Source organism: Pedobacter sp., assembly GCF_035566355.1.
Taxonomy (GTDB): domain Bacteria; phylum Bacteroidota; class Bacteroidia; order Sphingobacteriales; family Sphingobacteriaceae; genus Pedobacter.
This window is the reverse complement of sequence record NZ_DATMRL010000639.1, coordinates 1-19,938: the sequence shown is the minus strand read 5'-3', so window position 1 is coordinate 19,938 and position 19,938 is coordinate 1. Positions and strand designations below refer to the sequence as shown.

The window sequence follows — 19,938 nt, the reverse complement described above, 5'->3', positions numbered from 1 at the left end:
CTTCACAAAAAGGTACCTGTTTGTGAAGAAAGTGTGACGGAGGTGTGTACAAGGTGTGGAGATGTCCTTTTCTTGTGAAGAACCTGGCTTATCCCTGCAGCATCCATTTGTTCCTGGTTTCTAAAAATTATATCACATTATTTTTTATTGCCAGGTAACTTTTCTACTATATTTACCTCTAAATAAGTAAATAGCAAACCGGGGGATGAAGAAGACGCATGCATAATATCAATATAAAGGAATTGGCCAGGGCACTGAACCTGTCTACTTCAACAGTTTCAAGAGCGTTTAGAGACAACAGTGATATCAGCAAGGGAACGAAACAAAGGATACTAGCGAAAGCCAAAGAACTTAATTACCAGCCCAACCACTATGCGAGTAACCTCCGGGAGCAACGCAGCAAGACAATTGCGGTTATCGTGCCCGAACTTGCCAATAACTTTTTTTCCCAGGCCATTCATGGAATAGAACGTATTGCGAGAGAGAAGGGCTATCATATCCTGATCTATGCCACAGAGGATGAATATGAGAAAGAGGTTTCTTTTATCCACCACCTGCACAACGGCCGGGCTGATGGAATTATTATGTCGGTATCCGGAGAGGCCAATGACCATACTTATTTAAATGAGCTGGCTCAGAAACGCCTGCCTCTTGTCTTTTTTGACCGTGTTTATGAAGATATCGTAACCCCCCGTGTCATCACCAACGATTACGACAGCAGCTTTTCTGCTGCGGAACACCTGATCAAACAAGGCTGTTCCAGAATTGCTTACCTGGTGATCAATAAAAACCTATCCATAGGTAAGACCAGAATGCAGGGCTATATTGATGCGTTAGAGAAGTATCATATCTCTTTTGATGACCGCCTGATTGTAGACTGCAGCAACAGTTATAAAAAGAACAATACCATTTTAAAGAAAATGCTGAAAGAGTTGAAGCCAGATGGGGTTTTTACCTCAGTAGAACGTTTGGCCTTTGCTACTTATTATGCCTGTTATGATCTGGATATCAGAATCCCTGACGATCTTAAGGTGATCGGTTTTTCCAGCCTGGAGATCGCCCCATTACTCAATCCATCCTTAACCACAATTACCCAACCAGCTACCGAAATAGGGGTAGAAGCCGCCATGCTTTTGTTCAAAATGCTGGAGTCTCCGGAGTCGGTAGATGTTAATAAAAAAGTGGTACTGGATTCTAAATTAATCAAGCGAAAATCGACTGAAAAAAAGGCTTAAAAATGATGTTTTTTTAGCCCTCAAAATCACCACTTATTGTTAAGTTTTTTTGATGTTTTTGTTAAAACGCGCAGAATTTGGTGTTTTTTATGCTGACCATTGTGGTTTAATCGTCAGTATTTTCGGGAACGTTCCCGGTATCGTTCCCGAAAATACTATTAAAAACAGCTTAGTGTATCAATTACACTTTAAATCCTGATTTTTGTTTGTAAATAATTGATTTTCAGAAGTAAAAATATTTGGTGTGTATTTTTTGATTAAATTGAATTGCGAATTTTTGAGGTTTTTTGGAGTTGTTTTTAGTATAAAATATGGTGCTGAAAAAAAATAAAATATAAAATTTTGAATTCTCGATGCCTAATGTAAATTTACCCTAAGTGTTATACACTCTGATTGTTAACCAAATATTTACACTTAAAAACGAGTTCAGAATATGAAAGTTTTTTACCTCCTTAAGCCTTGTTTACTCCTGCTAATTGTCTTGTCAACTTTCGCAGCAAAGGCACAAACCAGCTCCTTAGCTGGAAGAGTATTGGATGAGACGGGGCTACCTCTTCCCGGCGCGTCTGTTCAGATCAAAAGTTTGGGCAAAAGTACAGTAACTGATGCCGCAGGGAAGTTCCGCTTAACAGGGCTTTCTAATGGCTCGTTTGAGGTAACAGTAAGCTATATCGGCTATACGCCAACGTTGCAAACGGTTTCTGTGTCTGGAAATACAACTTCAGATTTTTCAGTAAAGCCGGATGCCCAAAACCTGAATGAGGTGGTGGTGATTGGTTATGGTACTGCAGAAAAGAAGAATCTTACCGGTTCCATTACGACGGTAAGTTCCAAAGATTTTCAAAAGGGACCGGCCACAACACCCGAGCAATTGATCCAGGGTAAAGTTCCAGGGGTGAATATAATTACCAGTAGTGGCCAGCCCGGAGTAGGAAGTCAGATCCGTATTCGCGGTGGCGCATCACTGAATGCCAGCAACGACCCGCTGATTGTAGTTGATGGGGTTCCGTTTAGTGGTACAACGATTGACAATGCACCAAATCCTTTGTCTTTAATTAATCCTAACGACATTGAAACCTTTACAGTTTTAAAAGATGCAAATGCTACGGCAATTTACGGATCAAGAGCTTCTAACGGGGTAATTTTGATCACCACAAAGAAAGGTGGTTCTGGTGAACCTGTAATCAACTTCAGTACCAGTAATTCTGTAGCCACAGTAGCTAAAAGAGCGAGTGTTCTATCTGCAGACCAAATCAGGTCTTTTGTAAATGATAATCCAAATGCAGAATATGCAACAGGTAAAACTTTTGTATCCTTATTGGGAAATGCCAATACCGACTGGCAGGATCTTATTTACAGAAATGCTTTTGCAACAGATAATAACCTGAGCATGTCTGGAAATTTCCATGGTGTACCTTACCGGGTTTCCGGGGGTTATTTAGATCAGCAGGGTTTGTTGTTGACCGATAAATTTTCACGTGCATCGGGTGGGATTACCATTTCTCCAAGATTATTTACCGATCACTTGAAAATTGATCTGAATTTAAAAGGAGCTTTAACGGAATCCCGTTTTGGAAATTCGGATGCTATTGGTGCGGCTTTGCAGTTCGACCCAACACAATCCCCTTATGCCACTAATCAATTTGGCAACTACTTTGAATGGTTAAGGGCAGACGGGAGCTTAAATCCCAACGCGCCGCGTAACCCACTGGCTTTAATCAATCTGAAAAATAATAATGGTAAAGCGCAAAGGAGTTATGGAAATGCGAAATTTGATTATTCCTTTCACTTTCTGCCAGAATTGCACGCCAACTTGAATTTGGGGTATGATGTTTCTAATGGCTCAGGAAGTATTTTTGTTCCAGCTTATGCTGCCATGAATTCTTCAACTAACGGATCAGTAACTCAGTCTCTAAGTACTTCAAGTAGCAAAATTTCTGAATTCTATTTCAGTTATATAAAAGACGTTCCCAGTATCCGCAGCCGTTTTGATGCAACAGCTGGTTACGGTTATTATGATAATTCCAAAACCACCTATAATTATGCTTCTTACAATGCGCTTGGCGGTTTGATCACAACACCTAGATTTCCGTATGCTGTAGAGCGTGATAAATTGTTGTCTTATTATGGAAGGTTGGTTTACACTTTTGCTGATAAATATATTTTATCTGGTACGATGCGTGCTGATGGATCTTCGAGATTTGCAGAGTCAGGCCGTTGGGGTTATTTTCCTTCTGTTGGCTTGACCTGGAAAATTAATCAGGAGAATTTCCTGAAGGAAAGTAAATCATTGACAGATTTGAAACTGAGGTTGAGCTATGGGGTAACCGGAAATAAAGACGGTGATAAAATTGGAAACTACAGTTATCTGGCAAAGTATTATGCCAACAGTACAACCGGACAATATCAAATTGGTAACCAATTCTATGATTATTATGCACCCTCTGCTTATGACCCGGATTTGAAATGGGAAACAACCTCAACCTATAATGCCGGTTTGGATTATGGATTGTTTGGTGGCCGGATTTATGGTGCTTTGGATGTATATTATAAAAAGACAAAAGATCTGTTGAGCCTCATCAATATTCCCGTGGGAACCAATTTTAACAATACCCTGGTTACCAACGTAGGTAATATGGACGTTCGGGGTGCTGAGTTCAGCTTGAATTTTGCTGCAATAAAAACGGATGATATTCAATGGGATTTTGGTTTTAACGTGTCTTACAACAAGAGAAAAGTTACAAATTTAACCCTGAACCCAAATCCGTCGGGTAAAGTTGGTGCCGGAGATATTACTGGTGGAACTGGTATAACCATTAAGTACAATGCGGTTAATCAGATACCAGGGGCCTTTTTCGTTTACAAACAGGTTTATGATGCGAATGGAAAACCATTGGAAGGTGTTTATGAGGACTTAAATGGAGATGGTGTAATCAACTCCAGCGACCAATACTTCTATAAATCACCAGATCCTACAGTGACTACTGGCTTTAATACCTCGTTCAGCTATCACAAATGGACCTTGAGTACAGCACTGCGTGCAAGTTTTGGTAACTATGTGTATGATAATGTTTCTTCGAACTTTGGTGTAAGAAGTAACATTATGAGTCCTGCTGGCGTAATCAATAACGCTAGTGTAGATTTCCTGAATACGGGCTTTACCAATAATAGCAATACATTTCTAAGCGACTATTATGTCAAAAATGCGTCCTTCTTAAAAATGGATAATGTGGCGCTGTCTTATAATGCAGGGAAGATCTTCAAGAACAGAAATACCACCTTACGTGTAACGGCAAACTGTCAGAATGTATTTGTCGTTTCTAAGTACAAAGGTATTGACCCGGAGCTGACTGATGGTATTGATTATAAATTATACCCTAGGCCAAGAACATACACTTTAGGTTTAAATGTTGGTTTTTAATTCAAGATAAAAATGAAAAGTTACTCTAAAATAGTAATGACATCAGTGGTTTTGCTGCTGTCTTTAAGTTCATGTAAAAAGAACGATTTAAATTTAAAACCAACGAATGACTTAACTGCAGATGTGGTGTATGCAACACCTGCTGGTTATAAGGCTGAATTGGTTAAATTATATGCCACTTATGGACTGACCAGCCCTACGGGGTCTGATGATAGTGATATTGGTGGTTTAAACTCTGGTTTTGCTGATTTTTTAAGGTTATTCTGGACTTCACAGGAACTGACAACGGACGAGGCGGTGTGCGCCTGGGGTGATACCGGAATTCCAGAACTGGACAATTCTACCTGGAATGCTGATAATCAATTTTTAAGAGGATTATATTCTAAAGCCATTTTACAGATTACCTTTTGCAATGAATATCTGCGGGAAAGTACCCCAGAGAAGCTGGCAAGCCGTAACATTACGGGTACAGACGCAACCAATGTACAGCGCTACCGTGCTGAAGCGAGGTTCCTGCGTGCCTTCCAGTATTGGGTGTTGATGGATGCTTTTGGTAACCCGCCATTTGTAACAGAGAATGACCCCATTGGAAAAACATCTCCAAAACAAACCACCAGAGCAGCGCTGTTCTCCTATGTAGAATCTGAGCTTAAAGCCATTGACGGTGATCTTGCAGATCCACGAAGCAATGAGTATGGACGTGCAGATAAAGGTGCAGACTGGGCTTTACTGGCCAGATTGTATCTGAATGCTCAGATCTATACCGGAACTGCAAAATATACTGAGGCGATTACTTATTCCAGTAAAGTAATAGGCGCAGGTTACGCCTTAAAAGCAAATTATAAAGACCTGTTTCTTGCTGATAATAACGTAAACAATAATGAAACGATTTTGACGATTAATTATGATGGTGTACGTGGTACCAATTATGGTGGAACGACCTTTATTATTAATGCGGCAATCAATGCAGACATGAACCCAGCTTCTTATGGTGTACCTTCAGGCGGATGGGGCGGAAATCGCACCCGTCAGAACTTACCGGCTTTGTTCCCTGATGCAAATGGCGTTGCAGATAAGCGTGGTATTTTCTTTGGAGATAAGCGTACGGTAGATGATATTGCCGTGTTTACAGATGGTTTGAGAGTAACTAAGTTTAAAAATGTGACTTCAACTGGCGTAACACCTCCATCTTTAAATGGAACTTTCAGTTCACTGGATTTTCCTCTGTTCCGCTTGGCTGAACAATACCTGATCTATGGTGAGGCAGTGATGCGTGGTGGTGCAGGCGGCAGCCAGTCTCAGGCTTTAACATATGTGAACAATTTGCGCCAACGTGCTTATGGCAATGCTTCAGGAAATGTATCGGCTCTAACCGTTGACTTTTTCTTAGATGAGCGTGGAAGAGAGTTGTACTGGGAGGGACACCGTCGTACGGACCTTGTACGTTACGGTAAATTTACAGATGCAAGTTACTTATGGCCATTTAAAGGCGGTTCGAAATCTGGAGCAGGTCTTCCAGCCTACCGTAACTTATATCCGATTCCAGCTGCGGACCTGGTTGCCAATCCGAATCTGGTTCAAAACACAGGTTATTAATTATTCAATCAATAAAATATGAAATCAATTTTTTTAAAATCCATTTCCCTTGTTTTATTAACGATTGGATTATGGTCTTGTAAAAAGGATGAAACAAAGACAGTGTCTGATGTGAGTCCTGCAGGTACACTTACTGCATCTGCAACAAGTTTGAATTTAGTTCAGGCAAACGCCACAAAACCGGCACTTACGTTGACTTTTCCTGCACCGACCGTTACCGGATATCAGATTCCTGTAACTTCGACCCTACAGTTTGCACTTGCAGGGACGGGTTTTAAAGTGACAAAGGAGATCGTGGCCACAACGACAACTTATTCTCCAACAGTGAACGATTTTAATACCATGTTGCTTGCGCTTGGGTTAAAAATCGGGGTCTCAGGCCAGGTAGATGTAAGGTTGAAATCAGTGCCCGCACCAAATGCAGTGACTTATTCTAATGTGATCACCATTACAGCGACACCTTATCTGGCTTCTGCATGGATCTATGCCCCTGGTGCTTATCAAGGATGGAATCCTGCAACTGCAGATAGTCTGGTTTCTTTAACCAGTAATGGCATATATCAGGGAATTATTAATTACCCGGCCGGACAACTGGAATTCAAAATCACACCTGCGAAAACCTGGGATGTTTCTTACGGCGATGGCGGTGGCGGTACTTTGAGTACTTCCGGAGGTAACCTAAATGCAGGGGTGGCTGGACTTAAGCTGGTGACTGTAGACATGAATGCGAAGACCTGGACCATTACAAATGCGAATGTTTGGGCTATTATTGGTAGTGCAACGCCAAAAGGTTGGGATGCTGATACCGATATGAAATACATTAACGACGGTAAGGGTGGATATAAGATCACCGTTGATCTGGTTGCTGGTGAGTTTAAATTCAGAATGGCGCATGATTGGACGTTTAACTTTGGTGGAAGTATAGGTAGCTTGAGCTTAGGAGGTGGGAATCTTCCAATTGCCGCAGCAGGAAATTATACGATCACCTTCATTCCAGTTTATGGAACTGACGGAAAACCAGTGAGTGCTACTGCTACTGTGGTCAAAAACTAACTTAATCTTTCCCCTGCAAATGTCATTTGCAGGGGAATTTAAAAATCTTTTACCGGTCATTCTCACCTGAAGACCCTCTGCAGATCCCCAATTTAAATTACAATAATCCGAATATCAGATGAAGAAATTATCCCTTTTATTTTTATTAACGATTTTAAATTTGTGGGCCCATGCCCAGAAGCTGGAGCGTATAGAACCGATGTTCTGGTGGGTTGGTATGAACAATCCTAAGCTTCAGCTGCTGGTTCATGGAGAGCAGATCGCATCACTTGATGCCCAGCTGAATTATCCCGGTGTTAAACTGGCAGGGGTGCATAAAGTAGAAAATCCAAACTACTTGTTCCTGGATCTGGAGATTAGCTCCGAGGCCAAAGCGGGTAAGTTTCCAATTGTATTTGCGCAAAACGGAAAGAAAAAACAACAGTATATCTATGAACTAAAGAACAGAAACCAAAGTAGGGGAAGGATACAGGGTGTAACCAGTAAAGACTTGATTTATTTACTGATGCCAGACCGTTTTGCCAATGGTGATCCTAAAAATGATGTCGTGAAAGGACTGCAGGAAACCACCCTTAACCGGGATTCTATGTATTACCGCCATGGCGGAGATATCCAGGGTGTGATCGATCACCTGGATTATTTAAAAACCCTGGGTGTAACCACCATCTGGATGACCCCGGAAATTGAAAATGACATGGCCAATGCTTCTTACCATGGTTATGCGGCAACAGATAATTATAAGATAGACCCCCGTTATGGCAGCAATGAGTTGTATAAAACTTATGTGGATAAAGCCCATGAAAAGGGATTAAAGGTCATCAAAGATATTGTACACAATCACATCGGAACAGGTCATTATCTGTTTAAAGACATGCCGATGAAAGATTGGGTAAACCAATGGCCTGTTTATACCCAAACCAGCTATCGCGATCAACCGGTAATGGATATCCATGCATCTGAAGCCGACCGTAAAAAAATGCTGGATGGCTGGTTTGTGCCTTCTATGCCTGATTTAAATCAGAGAAACCCGTATGTACAGAATTACTTAAACCAGAACCACATCTGGTGGATCGAATATGCCGGAATAGATGGCTTAAGACTGGATACTTATCCTTATAATGATCCGGAATATATGGCCGACTGGGCCCAAAAGTTAAAAGCGGAATTTCCTGACCTGTCTATTTTTGGAGAGACATTGGTCAATTCCGTAGCCAGCCAGGCCTTTTTTACTGGTGGAAATACGGTAAACCGGGGTTTCGACACCCATTTGCCGGGTATTACAGATGCTGTAGTTAAGGATGCAGTCTATGAAGCCCTAAATGGCAAATCCGGCTGGACCGATGGTATCTATCGTTTGTATGCCACACTTTCTCTGGACTTCCTGTACCAGGACCCAACACGGAATGTGATATTTATGGATAACCACGATATGAGCCGTTTTTATTCTATGGTAAATGAAGATTTCGATAAATACAAAGCCGGACTTGCTCTGATCTTTACCATGCGTGGTATTCCACAGGTGTATTATGGTACCGAGATCCTGATGAAAAATTATTCAAACCCGGACGGCCTGGTACGGTCTGATTTTCCAGGAGGATGGAAAGGTGATAAAACGGATAAATTTACGGCTGCGGGACGTACGAAGAAAGAGAACGAAGCTTTCAATTACTTCAGCAAACTGGCCAATTTCCGAAAAGGCAGTGAGGCATTACAAACCGGAAAGATGATGCAGTATGTACCTGAGGATGGAATTTACGTTTACTTCAGGTACAGTGACCCGAACCAGGCTGCAAAAACCGTTATGGTGATCATCAATACAGAAGATAAAGTGAAACAATTGAACACCTCAAGGTTCAGCGAGCGGATGAAGGGAGCTCATGCTGCCCTGGATATCGTGAGTGGAGAAAATATCAGTTCAATTCAAACCTTAACCGTACCTGCTAAGTCATCGCTGGTACTGGAGTTACAATAAAAGCCCTGCAATGCAAAACAATTTACCTGAAAAACAAATCGCTTGCCTTTTTGATCTCGATGGTGTCCTGGTGGACACCGCAGTTTATCATTATAAAGCCTGGAAACAGCTGGCCAATACACTTGGCTTTGATTTCACAGAAGCACAAAATGAACATCTGAAGGGTGTAAACCGGATGCGTTCCCTGGATATGATCCTGGACTGGGGCGGTGTAGAGAAAACAGAAAAGGAAAAAGAAGTACTGGCCACGCAAAAGAACGAATGGTATGTTGCCATGATTAACAAAATGACAGCAGCAGAGGTATTGCCGGGATCGATAGATTTGCTGGAAAATTTACGTGCCGGAGGGATTAAGATTGCCCTGGGCTCTGCAAGTAAAAACTCTTCAACCATTTTGGAAAGAACGCAGCTTACTCATTTTTTTGATGCCATTGTAGATGGAAATGTGGTTTCTAAATCTAAACCTGATCCTGAAGTTTTTGTAAAAGGGGCAGAATTACTTGGCGTACCTGCAGAAAACTGTGTTGTTTTTGAAGATGCACAGGCGGGTATAGAAGCTGCCCTGGCCGGGCATATGAAATCTGTAGGCGTTGGTGAGGAGGAGAACCTAAAAGGTGCAGACTTATATGTTAAAAACCTTTCACAGATCAGTGTGAAAGAAATTATTTCCCTAGTCATAAGATAAGATCCTGTTCAGCAGGTTTAAATAAAGCATAAAGATGAAGAATTATATAAAGCCAGAAGAGTGGAACATCATAGAGGAAGGTTTTGATCCTCATTTAAATAAGATATCAGAAAGCATTTTTAGCATTGGCAATGGCCGTATGGGGCAGCGGGCCAATTTTGAAGAGCAATATAGCGGAGAGACTTTGCAGGGAAATTATGTTGCAGGGGTATATTATCCAGATAAAACACGAGTGGGCTGGTGGAAAAATGGTTATCCGGATTATTTTGCGAAAGTATTAAACGCGGCGAACTGGATTGGGATCAACCTGAATGTGGATGGAGAAACCCTGGATCTGAGTCTGTGTAAAGTAAGCGGCTTTAAACGTTTGCTGAACATGAAGGAAGGCTATCTGGAACGCTCTTTTACTGCGGAGCTGGCCAGTGGGAAAAAACTGGAGATTCGCTCTACACGCTTTTGCAGCATTGCGGACGATGAAATTGCAGCTTTGCATTATCAGATCATTCCCTTGAACTTTGAAGGTATATTAAGCATTTCTTCTTTCACCGACGGAGATGTAAAAAACCAGGACTCCAATTATGAAGAAAAATTCTGGGATCTGGTGCATGAAGCATACGAAGGAGATACCTCTTTCTTAACACTGCGCACTAAAAAAACAGCTTTCGAGGTATGTACAGCAGTACAAACTTCGGTCTTGAAAAATCACACCCAACTGAGTTTGACAACAGGAGAGGTTGTAAAAGATAAATACCTGTCTTGCACGGTGAGTGTGGAAGTGAAAACGCAGGACTGCATTGATATCTATAAAATAGCGGCCAACCTGTCTTCCATGAATTATGCAAAAGAGCTGCTTCAGGAAGAGAGCGCAAAGGCCATTGCCAGAGCATCTCAAAGAGGTTTTGAACAGTTGCTGGCCGATCAGGCTGCGGCATGGGCAACAAAATGGGAAGAAAGTGATATCCTGATTGAAGGTGATGTGGCTGCGCAGCAGGCCATCCGGTTCAATATTTTCCAGCTTAATCAAACCTATACAGGTAAAGATGCCAGGCTCAATATTGGCCCAAAAGGTTTTACCGGAGAGAAATACGGAGGTTCTACCTATTGGGATACCGAAGCCTATTGTATTCCTTTTTATCTTTCTACTGCACCGGCAGAGGTGGCTAAAAATCTTCTGGTCTATAGATATAAGCATCTGGGTAAGGCGATTGAAAATGCCGAGAAGCTGGGTTTTAGCCATGGAGCAGCTTTGTATCCAATGGTGACCATGAATGGCGAAGAATGCCATAACGAATGGGAGATCACCTTTGAGGAGATCCACAGGAATGGTGCGATTGCTTTTGCCATCTTCAATTATGTGCGTCATACCGGCGATGAGGCTTATCTTCAGGAATATGGACTGGAAGTACTGATCGGTATTGCCCGTTTCTGGAAACAGAGGGTAAACTGGAGTACGGAAAAGAATAAGTATGTGATGCTGGGGGTAACCGGACCAAACGAATACGAAAACAACATTAATAACAACTGGTATACCAATACGCTGGCGGCATGGTGTTTAAATTATACTATTGAGGCGGCAAAGATTGTGGAAACAACTTCGCCGGCAGATTACAAGCGGATTGTGGCCAAAACCAGTTTGCAGCAGGAAGCTGAATTTGCGGGCTGGAAGAAAGTGGCCGATCAGATGTATTTTCCGTATGATGAAAAGGAAAAGGTTTTCCTGCAGCAGGATGGCTATATGGATAAAGAACAGATCCTGGTAAGTGAATTGCCCGCAAGCGAACGTCCTTTAAACCAGAAATGGAGCTGGGACAGGATACTCAGGTCTGTCTTTATTAAACAGGCCGATGTATTACAAGGCATGTATTTCTTTGAAGACAATTATGACCTGGATACTTTGCGCCGAAATTTTAAATTCTATGAATCCAGGACCGTGCATGAGAGTTCTTTATCGCCATGTGTACACAGTATTCTGGCGGCGAAGTTAAACGATGAGGAAAAGGCCTATGAGTTTTACCTGCGTACTGCCCGCCTGGACTTGGACGACTACAATAATGATACCGAGGATGGATTGCACATTACTTCTATGGCCGGTACCTGGATGAGTATTGTAGAAGGTTTTGCAGGGATGCGGGTGAGAAATGGGCAGCTGCGGTTCCATCCTTTTGTACCTAAGCAATGGAAATCTTTTGCATTTACAGTAAATTTCCGTGGAACGACCTTGAAAGTGAATATTGAAGCTGGAAAGATCAGTATTACAAACGGCTCGGCAAAAACCATAGAAGTGATGGTATTCGACCAGGTATATCAGATTCCGCAAGGAGAGAAAACAATGACGTATGAATTATGCGTGTAATCCTTAAAAACTTAATTATAGTGATATTGGTTTTGTCTGGGACAGCAAGGACTTCCTTTGCACAAAAAACAGACAGGCCCGTAAATGTGCATATGGATCAGAAGAAAATAGTCATCTATCAATTGTTGCCGCGGTTGTTTGGTAATATGGGGACAGCCAATGTTCCTTATGGAACAATTGCGCAAAATGGTAGCGGTAAATTTGATGACATTAATGATAAAGCTTTAACAGGAATTAAAGAACTGGGTGTAAATTATGTATGGTACACAGGTGTGATTGCACATGCCAGCTTGACCGACTACAGTGCTTTTGGCATTCAGCCGGATGATGCGGATGTAGTGAAGGGACGTGCCGGTTCACCTTATGCCATCCGGGATTATTATGACGTAGATCCTGACCTGGCGAAAGATGTAAAGAACCGGATGGGAGAATTCGAGGCTTTAGTGAAACGGACACATCAGCAAGGATTAAAGGTAATCATCGATTTTGTCCCTAACCATGTGGCGCGCCGCTATCATTCTCCTGTTAAACCAACTGGTGCTATAGATTTTGGTGCTTATGATGATGTGAGAAAGGCTTTTAGTGCAGCCAATGATTTTTACTATATCCCAGGACAAGCTTTAGTGGTTCCGGCATCGGCAGATACCATAACAACAGCATTAAGTCCTTTGATGGACCATAAATTTAAAGAAGATCCTGCGAAAGCGACGGGAAACAATGTGTTTTCTGCATCGCCGAAGGCAGATGACTGGTATGAAACCGTAAAATTAAATTATGGGGTAGATTACCAGGGTGAAATGAAAGCTCACTTCTCTCCGCTGCCACCGGTGTGGACAAAAATGAAAGCGATCCTCTTGTATTGGGCAGCCAAGGGTGTGGATGGTTTCAGGTGTGATATGGCTGAGATGGTGCCGGTTGCCTTCTGGAACTGGGTGATTCCTGAAGTAAAGAAGGCTTATCCTCAAATTGTATTTATTGGAGAAGCCTATGATCCGAGAACCTATGAAACCTATTTTAATGAAGGAAAATTTGATTACCTGTACGATAAGGTAGGCTTATATGATGGATTAAAGAAACTGATCAGGAATGAGTCTTCAGCGGATGTTTCTGTTATTCCTGCTGCGCGTAAACTGGGTAATTCGGCTTATGAAAACCGGATGCTCCGTTTCCTGGAAAATCATGATGAAGAACGGATTGCTTCGGCAGGTTTTGCCGGACAACCAGAATATGCACTGCCGGCGATGGTAGTCTCTGCAACTTTAGGCGGAGGGCCTGTGATGCTCTATTTTGGGCAGGAAGTGGGAGAACCCGGAAAAGGTAAAGAGGGTTTTGGCGGAGATGATAACCGGACAACTATTTTTGACTATTGGGGTGTACCCGAACACCAGAAATGGATGAATCATGGTGCATTTGATGGTGCTTTACTGAATACTGAACAAGTAAAGCTGCGGGCATTTTATCAGAAATTGATGCAGATCAGTATTGGTTCAGAAGCCATATCCAAGGGAGGTTTTTACGAAGTCCAGCTGAAGGGAAATGGAAATAACAGAATGTATGGGTATATTCGGTATACCGACAAGCAGCGCCTATTGGTCCTGGTGAATTTCGACAGAATGCAAAGCCTGCAAACGCGTATTGACATCCAGCAGGATATATTGAATAAAAAACCTGTTTTAACAGCAAAAGACTTGCTCAGCGGACAGGTTGTTGTGCCCGTGTCCGGAACCTCAGTCGAGGTGAAAGTGGAGCCGGTATCAGCACAGATTATAGAATTTTAAACCATAGAAATGAGTATAAAAACCATCATCGAAAATCCAAAACTGAGCCTGGTACAAATTGTAAATATGAGTATTGGTTTCTTCGGTATCCAGTTTGGCTGGGACTTGCAGCGGGCCAATATGGGACGGATTTACGAAAATCTGGGGGCTAACCCGGATCAGGTGCCTTTGTTGTTCCTTGCAGCACCACTAACTGGTCTGCTGGTACAGCCGGTGATTGGTTATTTAAGCGACAGGACCTGGCACCCCCGATGGGGAAGAAGACGTCCTTATTTTATGGTAGGGGCAATTATCAGTTCCATTGCCCTGGTCTTTATGCCGCACAGCAGTGCTTTATGGATGGCTGCGGGATTACTTTGGATCCTGGATGTAGCGGGTAATGTAGCTATGGAGCCTTTCCGTGCCTTTGTAACGGATAAACTTCCGGATTCGCAGGTGAACAGAGGATTTATTATGCAGAGCATGATGATTGGGCTGGGTGGCAGTATTGCATCGGCATTGCCCTGGCTCATGAATAATATATTTCATCTGACCAATACGGCAGAGCAGGGCAGTATCCCTGAAAATGTAAAGTTCTCTTTTTACATTGGTGCTTTTTTCTTTTTGGCTTCGGTGCTGTATACGGTTTTTACAACCAAAGAATATCCGCCTGCAGATGTAGACTATAAAGAAAAAGTACTGGAAAGTAATAAGGGTTTTGGTGCTGGTGCTAAAGACATCTGGCACTCTTTATTAAATATGCCCAAGCGGATGCAGATTGTATCGTTGGTACAGTTCTTTACCTGGCCAGGTTTGTTTTTGATGTGGTTTTACTATACCACTGCTGTTGCGGTTAATGTATTTGGCGGGAAAGATGCGAGTGATCCTGTGTATGCGCATGGTGCAGATTTCGGAAGCTTGACCTTGGCTTATTACAGTGTAGTTACCTTTCTGTTTGCCTTAGTTCTGCCAAAGATTGCCGATAAACTCGGACGGAAAACCACACATGCCCTTTGTCTTCTCTGTGGAGCCATGGGCTTGATCAGTGTGGCCTGGGTACAGGATAAAAACATGTTGTACTTGTGTATGACTGGTGTCGGGATTGCCTGGGCAAGTATCTTGTCAATGCCTTATGCCATGCTCAGCGGATCGCTGCCAAAGAACAAGATTGGGATCTATATGGGGATCTTCAATTTCTTTATTGTACTACCGGAGATCATAGCTTCCCTCGGATTTGGCTGGCTGATGCGTGAGGTATTGCACAATGACCGTCTTTTAGCGGTACAGATAGGTGGGGTGCTGATGGTCGTTGCTGCTGTGATCTGTTATGTTTTTGTAAGAGAAAAACCTAAACTATAATCTAATGAAACCAACTTTGTTTATGGTACTGATTTTATCGGTATTGGCCTTGGCATGCAAAAAAAATAACCCGGGTACAGATCCGGTTACACCAGTTGATACCGGGCTTCCTTCAGGGGCGAAAGATGGTGCCGCCTTTATTAATAATGGGAAGTCGGCAATAGTAACCCTATATGCGCCGCTTAAAAAATCGGTTTCTTTGACGGGGGATTTTAACAACTGGCAGGGTACGGCCATGAAGAATACCGCAGATGGCAATACCTGGTGGGTACAAATAGACGGACTAGACCCTAATGTAGAATATGCCTATCAGTTCCTGGTTGACGGAACTTTAAAAGTGGCGGATCCTTATTGTCAGAAAGTACTGGATCCAGACAACGACACTTATATAGACAGTAAGACCTATCCCGGTTTAAGAACTTACCCTGCAGGTAAAACAACAGGTATTGTAAGTGTAATGCAGGGCAATCCGCCGGTATATACCTGGAAAAATACAACCACTTTTACACGGCCTGCAAAAGATAACCTGGTGGTTTATGAATTGCTGGTGCGGGATTTTACAGCAGATCATAATTATGCTTCCACCTTACAAAAACTGGATTACCTGGCTTCTCTTGGAATTAATGCAATAGAACTCATGCCGGTTAATGAATTTGAAGGTAATCTGAGTTGGGGCTATAACCCTTCTTTTTATTTTGCCCCAGATAAATATTACGGTACAAAAACGGCCTTACAGAATTTTATAGATGAATGCCACGGACGTGGTATTGCTGTAATTCTGGATATGGTTTTGAACCATTCTTTCGGGCAATCCCCCATGGTACAGCTGTATTTCGAAAATGGTAAGCCTGCGGCGAACAGCCCATGGTTTAATGTTGATCCCACTCATCCTTATAATGTTGGCTTTGATTTCAATCATGAGAAAGCAGCAACGAAAACTTTTGTGAAAAATGTGGTGAAGTTCTGGATGCAGGAATATAAAATTGATGGCTTCAGGTTTGATTTGTCCAAGGGCTTCACACAGAAAATCTCTACTGATGATGCTTCCTTTAGTGCTTACGATGCCAGCCGGATTGCAATTTGGAAAGAATACAATAATTATATCAAAAGTATAGATCCAAACAATTTCTATGTGATTCTGGAACACTTTGCTGATGCCTCTGAAGAGACTGTTTTGGCAGGCGAGGGAATGATGCTCTGGAACAACCTCAATTACAATGTCAATGAAGCTACGATGGGCTGGCTGGGCAATTCTGATTTTTCCTGGGCTTTTTTCGCGAAACATGGTTTTGCGAAGTCAGAAAACCTGGTCAATTTTATGGAAAGCCATGATGAGGAACGGACTATGTTTAAGAATATTAGCTATGGAAATGCTTCGGGAGGCTATAATGTGCAGGATTTGGGTACGGCTTTAAAAAGAGAGGAAATGGCTGCGGCATTCCTGTTCTCGGTGCCGGGGCCAAAAATGATCTGGCAGTTTGAGGAGCTGGGTTATGATGTTTCCATTGATTTTAATGGCCGTACCGGGAATAAACCTATTCATTGGGAGTATACGGATGATCCAAAACGCAAAGCTTTATATAATGCTTATGCTGCATTTATTCAGATGAAAAAGAAGAATAGCATTTTCAGTTCCCCTAATGCCAGCTATAATTTATCTGGGGCTGTAAAGTATATTAAATTGACAGATGCAACCAACACTGTTGTGGTGGTGGGTAACTTTGATGTGGTAGCCCAGGCGGCCAGTGTAAATATGGGAACTTCTGGAAACTGGTATGAATCAGGCAACAGCAGTCCGGTAAATTTCAGCAGCAGTACCTATACAAAAACACTCGCTCCTGGAGAATATCATATTTTTAGTAAAAGTGCTTTGAGTAATTAAGGATTTTTTTCTCTATTTTTACCGCCCACTTATGGAACAGATAAAAACGTCATTTGATTTTGAAAAACCTATTGCTGAACTGCTTCAGCAAATTGAGAAGGTAAAACAGGTTGCTGATAAAACCAAAGTAGATATGTCTGCTACCTTAACAGAACTTGAAGGAAAGCTGGTGGAAACCAGGGAAGCGACTTACCGCAACCTGACCGGCTGGCAGGAAGTTCAATTGTCCCGCCATGCGGAAAGGCCTCAGACGCTGGACTACATCGGAATGATCTGTGATGATTTCATCGAACTCCACGGAGACAGAACCGTTAAAGATGATAAGGCTATTATTGGTGGCTTTGCGACCATTAACGGACAAACGGTGATGATCATTGGTCATCAGAAAGGAAAGAACACCAAGGAACGTCAATACCGTAATTTTGGAATGGCAAACCCCGAAGGATATAGAAAAGCATTGCGTCTGATGAAGCTTGCTGAAAAGTTCAATAAGCCTGTAATTTCCTTTATTGATACGATGGGTGCTTATCCTGGTCTTGAAGCTGAAGAGCGCGGACAAGGGGAAGCCATTGCAAGAAACCTGCTGGAAATGTCTGTACTTCGCGTACCGATCATTTGCTTTATTGTAGGGGAAGGTGCATCCGGAGGTGCCCTGGGTATTGGTATTGGAGACCGGGTGTATATGCTGGAGCATACCTGGTATTCGGTGATCTCTCCTGAATCTTGTTCATCTATCCTTTGGAGAAGCTGGGATTACAAGGAGCGTGCAGCAGAATGCTTAAAGCTGACCTCTTCCGATATGTACAGCAATAAGCTGATTGATGGTGTCGTTAAAGAACCACTGGGTGGTGCACACCAGGATCCTGAACAGATGGGCATAACCCTTAAAGAACAGATCTTAAAAGACCTGAAAGAACTGGGTAAGAAAAATACAGATAAACTGATTACAGAAAGAATTGATAAGTTCTGCGCTATGGGTGTAGTTACTGAATAAAAAAATACCAGTATAAAAAGAAAGGGCTGCAATGATCATTGCAGCCCTTTCTTTTTTAAAGCCCCCGGGGTTTAGTTGCCCTGGGGAAAGAATGGTGCAAATCTGGATTCCAATGCACTGAATTGGTTCTTCAGGTTCTGGCTCAGTTTGGTTTGTTTATGCTGTTCGGCAGTATGTGCCATTTGATTCAGGAAGGACATACCCAGTTGTACATTCTGGCCTCCAACAAACCTGTTCTTGCTTTCAGATACATCTGCAAGATAGGTGAGTTCTTTTTGTATATAGGTTGCTGATTTTTCAATCAGGGCATTCGCTCTTGCAGTCTCACCCAGTATATACAGGTTCTCCGCCATAAAATAAGTACCCATCATAGAACGCATACCATAGAATCTATCCGGCATCACCTGGTAATATTTCTCCACGATCTTTTTAGCTTCGTCGATCTTACCTTCTTTGATCAGGCTGGATACAGAGGTATTGAACAGATTAGCGAAGATCGATACATCATCGGAAGATTGCTGATCCAGGTAGGTAGCGGTTTTAATATTACCCCATTTGAATTTGTTCATGATATTGTTGTACAATACTGGTGTGTTGACCAGGTCTTGTCTGCTGGAAGCGGCACTGTCTGCTTTCAGAGGCAATAAACGCATTGCTAATCCTTCAGTATATAAATAGTTGTCTAAACCATTGAACTGCTCTGAAGGTACGGTGCTTGCAAAATAGATAGGCCTTTTCCACTGGTTGTGTGCAAGAATGTCAAACATGGCCAGTGTACCTTTGGTTACATAGCCTTTATTGTATTTCCATTCCAGGGCGGGTACAATTTTACCGGCCTCTGCTGCGCTTACTGTGCCAGTACTGATCACCTCTGCAGGATTTACCGTTAATTTGAAGTTTTTGGTTGGGATGAAGTTTTCTTTTGTTCCGTTTTGAAGGGGAACTTTGTCTTCATCATTATCGGATAACAGAATGTCTACGATGTCTTTCAATTCAACAGGACCAGCAATATTGGCATCCTGATAATACATTACATCTCTAACACCCTGAACATACTGAGATTCTTTCATCGTGATCGGAAGTGGCGCGGATTCGTTTTGCTTGCGTCTCATTCCGTTGAGGTACCAGTCTGTATCAAATAAGCTCAGGTTGACCAGGCGGATGTCCGGCCTGATGTTTTCTACCTCCTGTGCGTACCATAGCGGATAAGTATCGTTGTCACCATAGGTGAAGAGGATGGCATTGGGTGCGCAGGACTGCAGGTAATCTACAGCGATATCATGGGCCACCATTTTAGTAGAACGGTTGTGGTCATCCCATCCCTGCTCTGCCATAATCACCGGAGCACATAGTAATCCAACCGCTGTTGCGGCAATAGCACCGTTTTTAGGGGTGATCTTTTTAAATAACCAGTCTTGAAGAGCCAGTACGCCCAGTCCTATCCAGATGGCAAAGGCATAGAAGGAGCCTGCGTAGGCATAATCCCTTTCCCTCGGCTCCAATGGCTTCTGATTTAAATATAATACAATGGCAATACCGGTAAAGAAGAAGAGTAAACCTACTATACCCGCATCTTTCTGATTGCGCTTAAAGTGCCATACGGCACCGATCAGTCCAAGGATTAAAGGCAG

Annotated in this window: 11 protein-coding genes and 1 pseudogene; 11 read left to right on the top strand and 1 reads right to left on the bottom strand. The window is 42.5% G+C overall.

Annotated features, from left to right (window positions below; translation table 11 throughout):
- The first annotated feature begins 218 nt into the window (after positions 1-218).
- From VNZ46_RS25105 to VNZ46_RS25055, 11 genes are all read left to right on the top strand, one after another.
- A complete protein-coding gene (locus VNZ46_RS25105; RefSeq protein WP_325563737.1) occupies positions 219-1,235 on the top strand; it encodes a LacI family DNA-binding transcriptional regulator in 1,017 nt (338 codons plus the stop codon).
- Between the two features lie 433 nt (positions 1,236-1,668).
- Positions 1,669-4,656 carry a SusC/RagA family TonB-linked outer membrane protein gene (locus tag VNZ46_RS25100; protein ID WP_325563735.1) on the top strand — a complete coding sequence of 996 codons (2,988 nt, stop codon included), beginning with the start codon at positions 1,669-1,671 and terminating at the stop codon, positions 4,654-4,656.
- Between the two features lie 12 nt (positions 4,657-4,668).
- Positions 4,669-6,252: a RagB/SusD family nutrient uptake outer membrane protein gene (locus VNZ46_RS25095; protein ID WP_325563733.1), complete on the top strand. Its 1,584-nt coding sequence runs from the start codon at positions 4,669-4,671 to the stop codon at positions 6,250-6,252.
- Between the two features lie 18 nt (positions 6,253-6,270).
- The gene (locus VNZ46_RS25090) at positions 6,271-7,305 is read left to right on the top strand and encodes a SusE domain-containing protein (protein ID WP_325563731.1); all 1,035 of its coding nucleotides are present in this window, start codon (positions 6,271-6,273) and stop codon (positions 7,303-7,305) included.
- Positions 7,306-7,423: 118 nt separating this feature from the next.
- The gene (locus VNZ46_RS25085; protein ID WP_325563729.1) at positions 7,424-9,277 is read left to right on the top strand and encodes a glycoside hydrolase family 13 protein; all 1,854 of its coding nucleotides are present in this window, start codon (positions 7,424-7,426) and stop codon (positions 9,275-9,277) included.
- A gap of 10 nt (positions 9,278-9,287) precedes the next feature.
- Positions 9,288-9,962: a beta-phosphoglucomutase gene (pgmB, locus tag VNZ46_RS25080; protein ID WP_325563727.1), complete on the top strand. Its 675-nt coding sequence runs from the start codon at positions 9,288-9,290 to the stop codon at positions 9,960-9,962.
- A 34-nt stretch (positions 9,963-9,996) separates the two neighbouring features.
- Positions 9,997-12,315: a glycoside hydrolase family 65 protein gene (locus tag VNZ46_RS25075; protein ID WP_325563725.1), complete on the top strand. Its 2,319-nt coding sequence runs from the start codon at positions 9,997-9,999 to the stop codon at positions 12,313-12,315.
- On the top strand, positions 12,306-14,093 hold the full coding sequence (locus VNZ46_RS25070; protein WP_325563723.1) for an alpha-amylase family protein: 1,788 nt from the start codon (positions 12,306-12,308) through the stop codon (positions 14,091-14,093). Before VNZ46_RS25075 ends, VNZ46_RS25070 begins: the two co-directional genes overlap by 10 nt.
- 9 nt (positions 14,094-14,102) lie before the next feature.
- Positions 14,103-15,431, top strand: a complete 1,329-nt coding sequence (locus tag VNZ46_RS25065; protein ID WP_325563721.1) for an MFS transporter — start codon at positions 14,103-14,105, stop codon at positions 15,429-15,431.
- A gap of 4 nt (positions 15,432-15,435) precedes the next feature.
- Positions 15,436-17,313, top strand: coding sequence for an alpha-amylase family glycosyl hydrolase (locus VNZ46_RS25060; protein WP_325563719.1), 1,878 nt, complete (start codon positions 15,436-15,438; stop codon positions 17,311-17,313).
- A gap of 31 nt (positions 17,314-17,344) precedes the next feature.
- Complete coding sequence (locus VNZ46_RS25055; protein WP_325563717.1) at positions 17,345-18,307, top strand: acetyl-CoA carboxylase carboxyltransferase subunit alpha; 963 nt, start codon at positions 17,345-17,347, stop codon at positions 18,305-18,307.
- Positions 18,308-18,378: 71 nt separating this feature from the next.
- Here VNZ46_RS25055 and VNZ46_RS25050 read toward each other — a convergent pair.
- Positions 18,379-19,938, bottom strand: a pseudogene (locus tag VNZ46_RS25050) (DUF2723 domain-containing protein); the annotation flags it as partial.